The organism is Gemmata sp. (genome assembly GCF_051859125.1).
Taxonomy (GTDB): Bacteria; Planctomycetota; Planctomycetia; order Gemmatales; family Gemmataceae; genus Gemmata.
Genome location: NZ_JBHYGG010000237.1, coordinates 1 through 1721, shown reverse-complemented (window position 1 = coordinate 1721; position 1721 = coordinate 1). Strand labels below are relative to the sequence as shown.

The 1721-nt window shown below is 68.0% G+C and carries 1 protein-coding gene; it reads right to left on the bottom strand.

Annotated elements, in window-relative coordinates:
- Positions 1-89 precede the first annotated feature (89 nt).
- Entirely contained in the window at positions 90-1379 is a 1290-nt protein-coding gene (locus tag ACTIGN_RS18980; protein WP_439626665.1) for a Gfo/Idh/MocA family oxidoreductase, read from the bottom strand.
- Positions 1380-1721: the final 342 nt, after the last annotated feature.

The following is a 1721-nucleotide window of genomic DNA, read 5'->3' as shown; positions in this document are numbered from 1 at the left end:
TTCGTGCCTGCCTCCAACCGCTTCCGGAGGCAGGCACGAATGCCTGCCCCACCAAGGGCAACTGATCCACGCGATTCGGTATTACCTGCTCACCCGAGCGACCACGGCTTGCGGTACTCCTTGGTCAGCATCGCGGCGGCCTCCTTGTCGCCGACGATCTCCTCCTTCGCCGGGTCCCACTGGAGCTTCTTGCCGGTGCGGATCGCGATGTTGCCGAGGTGGCACACGGTGGCGCTGCGGTGCCCGATCTCGACGTCGCAGATCGGCAGCTTGCGGGTCTTGATGCACTCGATCCAGTTCGCGTGGTGCCCGTTCGAGACGTACAGCTTCACGTCGCCGGTCGCGAGCTTGTACGGGTCCGCGACCTTCTCGCCATTGAGGGTCACCGAGATCGAGCCGCGGTTGACGGAGATGGTCCCCTTCTCGCCCTCGAACGTCACCCCGCTCGGGTAGCCGCCGCTGCCGAGGCTGCACAGCACGTTGACGCCGTTCGCGTAGGTGAACGTCTGCTTCGCGGTCTCGGGGGTCTCGAACCACTTGTCCTTGTTGAACGTCGCCGAGCCCTCGACCGCGACGGGGCCGCTCTCGTCCATACCGAGCCCCCACTGGGCGATGTCGAGGTGGTGCGCGCCGAAGTTCGTCTGCTGGCCGCCGGAGTAGTCCCAGAAGAACCGGAACAGGTAGTGGCTGCGGTTCACGTTGTACTTCCGCTCCGGGGCCGGGCCGACCCAGAAGTCGTAGTCGAGCGCCGCCGGCGGGTCGGCGTCGGGCACCGCCGTCTTCGCCTTGCTCGTCCAGTTCGGCCCGGGGAGCCCGACCTTGACCTGCGTGAGCTTGCCGAGTACGCCGTTGCGGACCAACTCGCACGCCTGGCGGAACTCCTTGCCGGACCGCTGCTGGCTCCCGGTCTGCACGATCCGCTTGTTGTCGCGGGCCGCCTTCACCATCGCCCGGCCCTCGGTGACGACGAGCGACAGCGGCTTCTCGGTGTACACGTCCTTCCCGGCCCGGCACGCATCGACCGTCGGCAGCGCGTGCCAGTGGTCCGGCGTGCTGATCAGCACCGCGTCGATGTCCTTGGACTCGAGCACCTTGCGGTAGTCGTTGAAGGTCTGGGCCTTGGTGCCGGCCTTCTCCAGCTCGGCGGCCGCGGACGCGACGCGGTCCTTGTCCACGTCGCACACGGCGACGACGTTCTTCCGGACCGCCCCCATGTTCCCGCGGCCCTGGGCCCCGACGCCGATGCAGGCGATGCGGACGGACTCGGACGGCTTCTGGGCGGCGAGCAGCGCGGCCCGGTAGGTGGAGGCCGGGAGCGAGAGCAGCGCGCCCGCGGCGGCCGACGACTTCAGGAACGAGCGACGGGTCGGTTGGGACACGGGTACCTCGGAGAGCGGTGGGAGCTACGGAGCGCGGGTCGGTCCACGCGGCGGCGGCGGCCGACGCCAGCGCCTCAATCTTTCCTCACATCCAACCCGCGAGCGACCGGGAAGTCCCCGCGATTCGCGAAAAATTCGAACCGTCGGATGCCCGGTCGAAGTCATTGGCCTCACGCGGGCCGCCAACCACCCCTGCGGTTCTCGACAGGATTTCGACGGAGCACCCGCCAGTTCTTAAAATCGGTAGAAGAATGGGATCGGGCAATTGGGGTGTGGTTCAGGCGGCTCCCCCTCACCCGCGACTCGCAGAGCCTCGTCGCGACCTCTCCCCCGAGACCGGGG